General features: G+C 60.5%; 8 protein-coding genes and 2 pseudogenes. 5 read left to right on the forward strand and 5 right to left on the reverse strand.

Going from position 1 to position 8,478, the window contains the following annotated elements; genetic code table 11:
- Positions 1 to 171: 171 nt before the first annotated feature.
- The 5 genes and pseudogenes from EN984_RS38735 to EN984_RS13640 form a co-directional block, all read left to right on the forward strand.
- Positions 172 to 398: pseudogene (locus tag EN984_RS38735) on the forward strand (hypothetical protein); the annotation flags it as partial.
- Positions 399 to 566: 168 nt separating this feature from the next.
- Complete coding sequence (locus tag EN984_RS13620) at positions 567 to 851, forward strand: AlpA family phage regulatory protein (RefSeq protein ID WP_127267915.1); 285 nt, start codon at positions 567 to 569, stop codon at positions 849 to 851.
- Positions 852 to 1,058: 207 nt separating this feature from the next.
- Complete coding sequence (locus tag EN984_RS13625) at positions 1,059 to 1,313, forward strand: hypothetical protein (RefSeq protein ID WP_127267914.1); 255 nt, start codon at positions 1,059 to 1,061, stop codon at positions 1,311 to 1,313.
- Positions 1,314 to 1,567: 254 nt separating this feature from the next.
- Positions 1,568 to 1,846 (forward strand): TfuA-like protein, encoded by a 279-nt coding sequence (locus EN984_RS13635; protein WP_127267912.1) that lies wholly within the window; start codon positions 1,568 to 1,570, stop codon positions 1,844 to 1,846.
- A gap of 174 nt (positions 1,847 to 2,020) precedes the next feature.
- Positions 2,021 to 3,355 carry a hypothetical protein gene (locus tag EN984_RS13640; RefSeq protein WP_127267911.1) on the forward strand — a complete coding sequence of 445 codons (1,335 nt, stop codon included), beginning with the start codon at positions 2,021 to 2,023 and terminating at the stop codon, positions 3,353 to 3,355.
- A 119-nt stretch (positions 3,356 to 3,474) separates the two neighbouring features.
- Here EN984_RS13640 and EN984_RS13645 read toward each other — a convergent pair whose 3' ends face one another.
- The 5 genes and pseudogenes from EN984_RS13645 to EN984_RS13670 all read right to left on the reverse strand — a co-directional run.
- On the reverse strand, positions 3,475 to 4,731 hold the full coding sequence (locus EN984_RS13645; protein ID WP_127267910.1) for a site-specific integrase: 1,257 nt from the start codon (positions 4,729 to 4,731) through the stop codon (positions 3,475 to 3,477).
- A gap of 293 nt (positions 4,732 to 5,024) precedes the next feature.
- Positions 5,025 to 6,587: a glutamine-hydrolyzing GMP synthase gene (gene guaA / locus EN984_RS13650; protein WP_127267909.1), complete on the reverse strand. Its 1,563-nt coding sequence runs from the start codon at positions 6,585 to 6,587 to the stop codon at positions 5,025 to 5,027.
- Between the two features lie 55 nt (positions 6,588 to 6,642).
- Complete coding sequence (locus EN984_RS13655; RefSeq protein ID WP_127270410.1) at positions 6,643 to 7,311, reverse strand: 5'-methylthioadenosine/S-adenosylhomocysteine nucleosidase; 669 nt, start codon at positions 7,309 to 7,311, stop codon at positions 6,643 to 6,645.
- Positions 7,312 to 7,452: 141 nt separating this feature from the next.
- On the reverse strand, positions 7,453 to 7,911 hold the full coding sequence (locus tag EN984_RS13660; protein ID WP_013530371.1) for a PaaI family thioesterase: 459 nt from the start codon (positions 7,909 to 7,911) through the stop codon (positions 7,453 to 7,455).
- A gap of 126 nt (positions 7,912 to 8,037) precedes the next feature.
- A pseudogene (locus EN984_RS13670) lies at positions 8,038 to 8,478 on the reverse strand (MFS transporter); the annotation flags it as partial.

Genomic DNA, 8,478 nt, shown 5'->3' on the forward strand with positions numbered 1-8,478 from the left:
GATGGTAATCATCCCGCCCGCCCATCGAATGCCCACCTCCGCCGTCAACAATACGGGACCTGACCTGCCAACCAAATTTGATTTGAGCATCGTGCGGCCGAGGCCGCTTGCCAAAGAACGGTCATGAGTTCGGCGACATCATTGCCGATCAGAAACCAGGTCTGCATACGGATTGCCCGCCGACGGGCAGAGAACGCGATCATTGCGGGTATCTCGCTGGATCGGCTTGCCTCAATGGACAGGCTGTTGGAGGTTGATCCGTCGAATCGGCCAAACCCGCTTTCATTGGCTGCGCTCGGCGCCGGAAGCACCTGGTGCGTCGAACCTAGTCCGGGCTGACAGAACGAATCGCCTTCCTGCGCACGCTGGAGATCGATCCGAGATTGCAGATGCGGGTTGGCGCGAGTGTCGTGGCGGCAGAAGCCATTTGCGAAAAGTTGACCACCACAACGCGTGACTTGTCCCTTTTGCAGGTCAAAACCGCCGATGATGCGACGCGGGACAGGACGCTCTTTCATTATCGAACACCTTCGCCTTGAATTTGGGCCCATGCTGAGGAGTGCGAAATGGGTCGATCGAATGAAGAGGTACTGAAGCGTACAATCCGGAGACACCAATTGCGTGAAATGGTGCCCCTTGCAGACAGCACGATCTACGAAATGGAACAGCGGGGCGAATTTCCGCGACGCTTCGCGTTGACCGCCCGATGCGTGGTTTGGGACCTCGGCGAGGTTCAGGCATGGCTTTCGGCCCGCCGCTCGAAACCTATCCTCCGCGCACCAAATCCCGACGTGAAACAACGCCGAGCCCGTCCTGTCAAAGGCCTGGATCACGCGGCAAGAACGGCATAGCGCGATCTGGATGGTTAGCGCCGATACTAAGACTGAAACAGGAGGCTTGTTCAACTGGACGATCTCGAGGCCGGACAATCCGCCACCGTCCTGCGCACGAGGAATGATTATGTCCTAGGAACGAAGGATATATGGGATCCATCGCGTCCACTCGACAATGTCCATTGCTCCTATTATCTCACCTACAATCCCGACCTTGGATCGTGCTTGTTCGGCAGCTACCGGCTTCTGCCGCAAGGTGGCCTCCTGAACCAACGCCAGGATCTGAGTTTGCAAGATACCGTCGGCAGCGTGACGGAGGGCGTCCGCGACATCTATGTTTTCCCGCTCGGCGGCGGCAGATTCGGGATCGAAGCGGTACGCGTGCTTGCCGACGACCTGGTCAGCACGCACCAACCCGAATCCTATGCACAGTCCGGACGAGCTGCCCGCAAGCTACTGCGGCAATGGAGCCTCGCATAAGGCCTCTGATCTTCGTCGGTCCAAGCCTGTATCGCGCTCGCTGGTGTGCAAGGTGGGCAGGCGTTTGACATTGCGCCACCGGCCCGGTGCGGCGATGTCATGCGCGCGGTGCTCGAGGGGCGCAAGGTCATCGGGTTGATCGACGGCCTATTCGAATCGGGACCTGCAGTATGGCACAAGGAAATTCTGTTCGCGCTTGACGCCGGCTGCCGCCTACTCGGTGCGGCGAGCATGGGTGCCCTCAGAGCAGCTGAATGCTGGCAGTTCGGGATGATCGGCATCGGAAAGTCTTCGAGGATTATCTCACAGGACGCCGCAGTGCCGATGCCGATGTCGCCATGATTCATGGTCCGGCAGAGATTGGCTATCTGCCGCTGACGGTTCCGCTCGTCGATGTGGCCGACGTTCTGCAGCGAATGGTTGCGGCGGACATTCTGGACGGCTCGCTCGCCCGCCGTCATGGCTGTAGCCGGCAAGACCCATTTCAAGTCGCGGACCTGGAAACAGGTATTGGACGAAGCAGGCATGCATAAAGGGCTTCAGGAGGCCGCGCTTCGCTGGATCGCCGCAAGCGGACCCGCAGTGAAAACCCGCGATGCCCTTTTGCTGATCGACAGGCTCGGCGAAACATCTTCATGCAATATCGCTACAGGGACTTTCCTTCACACACCGTTTCGGCCCGGTTGCTCAAGCTTGTCAGGAACTGAATGCTGATGCGTTGGAGAACCGTCGCAGCCTCTGGGGCGTTGCTGATCGTCGCTTACGTCTCGACCCTATTGATGGCGGCCGATGAAGGATCAGGAAGCCTCTCTTCGTTGGCCATGTCATGTGATCTCGTCGCCGCGTATGGCGGCATTTTCGAAGTGCCCTCAGGAGTAGAGGTCAACGTCACCGACAAGAATCGCGGGGAGCTGCTGGAACGCGCTCGCGGTTGCGTCGAAGGGCTGCTCGTTGAAGAAGCGTCTGACCGATACAGGCAGATGATCGATACGCTCAAGGGACCAGTCGTTTCGCGGGCGCAGCAGGCAGAAAGAAGCTTTGTGCAGATCGAACTTGCAGCGGCTCTGGCGAACACCGATGCTGCCATACAGCAGCGAGATGTTGCTCGCCGGCTCGTCAGCAAATGGCAAAAGGCCAAAGACATCATCGAGCGACAAGGTGCCGGCCCCGCGCTCACGGAGAGTGGCTGGCCCGCAGTGGGCGAGGCGAAATTCCGCGACGACGTTCCAGCATACCTGAAGGCGTGTCGCGATGCGGGAGTACCCGTGCCCGGCTCATTCGCGGCGGACAAGCGCTGGGTCCATAGGGAGGACCTCGGTTCCGAAACACATAGGTATTTCTTCCCTTCAGATTGGACTGACGCCGAGGTGTGGACCTATAGGGATGATATCTCCGGCGGTTTCTGCGTAGCGCTCGTCAGGCGCAAACCCGGTTGGCCTGTGCAATATGTCGGCACGATCTGTGCAGACAAGCTGCAAAAGAAGGCGTGTTTATTCGACAACATTGTCTACGAAGGTTCCGGCACGAGCCGCATCACCTGGGATGATTTCAAGACGCGGGATTTCGGTGAACTGGTGCATCCCAAAGACGGTGAAGATCGTTGCAACGTCTGCCGCCTCGGCAATAACCCGTTCATTGTGCACCCGAAGACGATGCTTAGTCAGACCATCAAGTCAATGTACGCGGAGGACGTGCCGAAGTCGCAAACGTTTGAGTTTGTCGGTCTTGGGGACGAACCCGAGCCTTGGTCTAATTTTGGCCCGATCGTTCCCCCAGACGCAGGTGGGTGTTTCAGGTGCCACGGCCTGCCCCAAGTGACGACGAACCACAAGTTCTGCAGCAGCATCATCGAGATGGCCGCTAACAGGACCATGCCTCCCGGGCACTGGCCTCCCGAACCGAAGGGGGGACCATGGTTTTGGCCCGACGCCAACGGCTGCTTTGCAAAAGAATTTGCCCCGTTGGCAGACTACTTTCCAAGTCTGGTGAAACTGAAGTCCGTCTGTTCGGGCAAGGTCGAGAAAATCTGCCCAAGCCCGTAGCTGGTGGTCCGGACGGCGCTCGGACAAGCAAGGCGATGTGGCGATTGCACCAACTCTGGCAGCGGAAACGTTGATCAATTGTCAAGACGCGTCGCGTGAAGGCAACACCGGGGCTCCAGTCAAAACGCCGGGTCGGCCTGCAAGATCGGCATCGACGGCGGGATGAGCGTTGGCACATACTTCTTGCCTTGGACCCAGGCGTCCAAAATGTCCGACCACTCCTGCATCATATGCCGACGCTGCACCTCATACTCGGCCTTGTTGTAGACACCGCGCGACGAGCGCCCGTCCTCATGCGCCAGGCACTTTTCAATCCAATCACTGTTGAAACCAAGTTCATTCAACAGCGTCGAGCCCGTGCGCCGCAGGTCATGAACCGTAAACGGCTCCAGAGGCAGCCCCTCGGACTTCGCGCGTTCGATGACGGCGTACGTGACCCGGTTAAAGGTGGCGCGCGACATAGGAGCATCTGCGTCGTACCGCGACGGCAGCAAGTATCTGGAATTTCCCGCGCAGGTCTTTAGGGCGATCATAATGTCGAGCGCCTGGCGTGACAGGTATACATTGTGCGCCTTCGAGCGCTTCATGCGTTCCTTCGGGATCGTCCAGACCGCATTTTCGAAATCGACCTCGTCCCATACCGCGTCCTGCAGCTCGCTCTTGCGCACCATAGTGAGCAGGTAAAGCCGCATTCCCAAACGGATCGTGGGGAGTGTAGCGATATGCTCCAGCTGCTTCAGCATCACTCGAATTTCCGCGGGCGAAAGCGAGCGATCCTTTGGAACAAAGGTGGCGATCGATGCCGGTCCAACCTCTTCGGCCGGATTGGCGACCTTCTCACCATGCAAGATCGCGAAGCCGTAGATTTGCTTCAGTATGTCTCGAACGTGGATGGCGGTCGCCGGAGCACCGCGTTCAACGATCGCGCCACAATGGGCCCGCAGGTCATCGGGCGTGATCTCCGTCAGCAAGCGATTGCGCCAGACCGGAAGAAGCTCCCGTTCGAAGATGGCGCGTCGCATGGCGCGCGTGCTGTCGGCCATCGGCGCGGCCGCGAGCCACTTCTCGCCGAATTCGCCGAAACTCTTTGCCTCTTTCAGGCGGCGCTTGTCGCGCTGTTTCTCGATCGCCGGCGAACGTCCCTCGCTGACGGCGCGCTTGGCATCAAGGCACTTCTCTCGTGCCAACGCGAGCGAGATTCCATCTCTGCCATATCTGCCTAGATAGACCGTCTCACGGCGTCCATTCAGCCTGTAATCCAGCCGAAACGAGATCGTGCCACTGGGCATGACGCGAATGTACATGCCGTCACGGTCAGCAATCTTGTAGGCTTTTTCTTTTGGTTTCAGTGCCTTAAGGGCGGCGTCCGTCAGCATACCCATTGCCTCCTAAAAAGTACCGTCAGTACAATTTCGAAGCTTCGTGACAGAAAGTTCCTTTTTTCTTCAATGCCTTAAGGCACAAAAAAGTACCGTCACAAGCCTCATTGGCTCTGACGGTACTTAGAAAAACTCGGGGGGGCAATATGCGGAAGGTCCGTCAGGCGGCCCGTCAAAGCCAATCTCTGCGTGCCGATTGTCGCTGATTGTCTCTGAAAGGATTTATTTTCGTTTTCAGTATGTTACATCGCAGATTGGCGTATTCTCGGCGGCGTTTGAGTAGGCCTGAATCATTCCCACTCGATTGTTCCCGGCGGCTTCGACGTCACGTCGTAGACGACACGGTTGATGCCGCGGACTTCGTTGATGATGCGGGTGGCGGCGGCGCCGAGGAAGGCCATGTCGTAGTGGTAGAAATCCGCCGTCATGCCGTCGACCGAGGTGACGGCACGCAGCGCGCAGACGAACTCGTAGGTGCGGCCGTCGCCCATCACGCCGACCGTCTGCACCGGCAGCAGCACGGCAAAGGCCTGCCAGATGGCGTCGTAGAGGCCGGCCTTGCGGATCTCGTCGAGATAGATGGCATCGGCCTCGCGCAGGATCTCCAGCTTTTCGCGGGTGATCCCGCCTGGGCAGCGGATGGCGAGGCCTGGGCCGGGGAATGGATGGCGGCCGATAAAGCTTTCGGGCAGGCCGAGCTCCTTGCCGAGCGCCCTCACCTCGTCCTTGAACAGTTCGCGCAGCGGCTCGACCAGCTGCATGTTCATGCGCGCGGGCAGGCCGCCGACATTGTGGTGCGACTTGATCGTCACCGACGGGCCGCCGGAGAAGGAGACGCTTTCAATGACGTCGGGATAGAGCGTGCCTTGTGCCAGGAATTCGGCGCCGCCGAGTTTCTTGGCCTCTTCCTCGAACACCTCGATGAACAGCCGGCCGATGGTCTTGCGTTTTTTCTCCGGGTCCGACTCGCCCTCGAGGGCGTCAATGAAACGGTCCGACGCGTTCACCAGAATGAGCGGCAAATTGTAATGCTCGCGGAACATCGCCACCACGCCCGCGGCCTCGTCCTTGCGCATCAGGCCGTGGTCGACAAGGATGCAGGTCAGCTGGTCGCCAACCGCTTCGTGGATCAACAGCGCCGCAACGGAAGAATCGACGCCGCCCGACAGCGCGCAGATGACCTTGCCCTTGCCAACCTGCTTGCGGATCGTCTCGACCGCGTGCTCGCGGTAGGCGCGCATGGTCCAGTCGCCCTCGATGCCGGCGATGTTGTGGACGAAATTCCTGAGCAGCCGGGCGCCGTCGGGCGTATGCACCACCTCGGGGTGGAACATGATGCCGTACATCTTGCGCTCGATGTTGCCGAAGATGGCGAAGGGCGAGCCCTCTGACTTGCCGAACACTTCGAAGCCCTTGGGCAAGGAGATGACGCGGTCGCCATGGCTCATCCACACCTGATGGCGCTGGCCGGGCGCCCACAGGCCTTCGAACAGCGGGCTGTCTTTTTGAATCTCGACGAAGGCGCGGCCGAACTCGCGATGGTCGGAGCTTTCGGCGACGCCGCCCATCTGCACGCACATGGCCATCTGGCCATAGCAGATGCCGAGCACCGGCACGCCGGCGTCGAAGACGATCTGCGGCGCGCGCGGGCTGCCGATATCGCCGGTCGAAGCCGGACCGCCGGACAGGATCACGGCTTTCGGATTGATGCGCTTGAATGCCGCTTCGGCCGACTGGAACGGCACGATCTCGGAAAACACACCGGCCTCGCGGATGCGGCGAGCGATGAGCTGGGTGAACTGGCTGCCGAAATCGACAATCAGGACGGTGTCGGGATGATTGGCTGTTTTCATGGCGAGCGTTTAGAGAAAGAAACGAGTCGACGCAATGGGTTGCGTAGCCCGACTTTCAGGCTGGTCCGGCATCTTCATGGGGTGGTTCCGTCCGAAGGGCGCCGTCGCCGATCGCCCGTTCGAGCCGCATGACGGCGTCCGCCAGCTTCTCGTCGATGACTTCAAGATATTCGGTCCAGTCGCCGACATGCCTGAGATCCGCCGCCCCGTCGGAAATGCCGCGCAGACCGATCAGCGGAATGTCGAACAGCTGGCAGGCGCGCAGGCAGGCGAAGGTCTCCATGTCGACCATGTCGGCGCTAACAGCATCATACGCCGCGCCAGTGATGATCGCGCCGCCGGTCGACAGGGTCGCCTGCTTGATGTCCGGTATCTTGAAGGGCAATGGCACGGTTACCGGCAGGTCGAGGAAGGGGGTGGCGCCCTTCTCGAAGCCGAGCGGCGAAGCGTCGATGTCACGGTAGCTGACCGAAACCGCCTGGTAGATTTCCGTCTGCTGCAGCGTCCGACTGCCGGCTGAACCGAGCGAAACAACGAGATCCGGCAGTGCTTTTTGCGATTTCAGCCAGGAGAGTTCAGCACCCAGCCTGACGCCGGCCTCGACCGGACCGACACCGGTCATCAGCGGCGTGAACAGCTGCTTGAGGTGCGGGCCGTATTCGGCCTGCGCCGCCATAACGAAGAGGACGTCCTTGCCCGACAGGCGCGAGATTTTATCGGCCATGATGATTTATTCCTCTCCGCCCGATCATCTGCTTATCTGCACCGCCGCTCGCCGGGACCCGCTGCCTCCGGCAGCTCCCGGCGTTCGTGGCCTTTCATCGTGCCACCGGCACGATGAATTCGCCTGCGGCGAACCGGCCACTCACCCTTCAATCCCATCACGCCCGACCACCGTCATCATGGTGCCAGTCATGGTGGCGATCAGCTTGGCCTCGCCGTCGGCGGCAAAGGCGTAGGCCTGGCCGTCGGCGACGATGATGGTGCGGCCGGGCTTCGTCACCGAGCCGCGGAACAGGAAGCGCTCGCCCCTGCCCGGCGCCAGGAGGTTGACCTTGAACTCGATGGTCAGCACGCCGGAGTTTTCCGGCATCAGCGAAAAGGCGGCATAGCCGCAGGCCGAGTCCAGCGCCGTCGAAATGACACCGGCATGGAGGAAGCCGTGCTGCTGGGTCAATGCCGCCGAATAGGGCATCTCGATCTCGATAATACCGGGCGTCACCAGCGTCAGTTCGGCGCCGATCGTGGCCATCGCCTTCTGACGCGCGAAGGAGGTCCTGACGCGATCCTCATAGTCCGGGGCGGGTACGATCTTTGCTGCCATTGCCGCTGCCTTCCTTTACGCGGATAAGCTTATTGCAGAGGCATGGACGGCAGGCAAATGCTTTTGCTGCACTGCACAATCGACCTGGCCTGCCGGCCGGCGCCACGCGTCCGTCAGGAATAGGATTCAGGCCGATCTGCGTAACGCACAGAGATAAAACCCATCGGTGCCGCTGAGCGCCGGCGACAGCGAGATGTCGCCTCTGGCGCCGATGCGTGCGGCTGCCTCATGGCCGGGAAAACGGCTGTCCCAGAGCTGGCGGTGGTCGACGGGAACAAAGCCGCTGTTACGGTCCCGAAAGGCCGCGATCTGCTCACCGTTTTCCTCATCAAACACCGAGCAGGTGATGTAGACCAGCAGGCCGCCTGGTTTGACATAGACTTTGGCCGCATCGAGGATCGCCGACTGCTCGCCCTTGCGTGCATCGAGCTGCCTTTGCGTCAGCCGCCATTTGGCATCGGGACGGCGCCGCCAGGTGCCGCTGCCGGTGCAAGGCGCGTCGACCAGCACGATGTCCATGTGGTTGCCGAGCGGCGCGAGTTCGGCCGGCTTGGTGACGATCTGGAC

It is taken from the genome of Mesorhizobium sp. M7A.F.Ca.CA.004.12.1.1, assembly GCF_003997835.1.
Classification (GTDB): Bacteria; Pseudomonadota; Alphaproteobacteria; order Rhizobiales; family Rhizobiaceae; genus Mesorhizobium.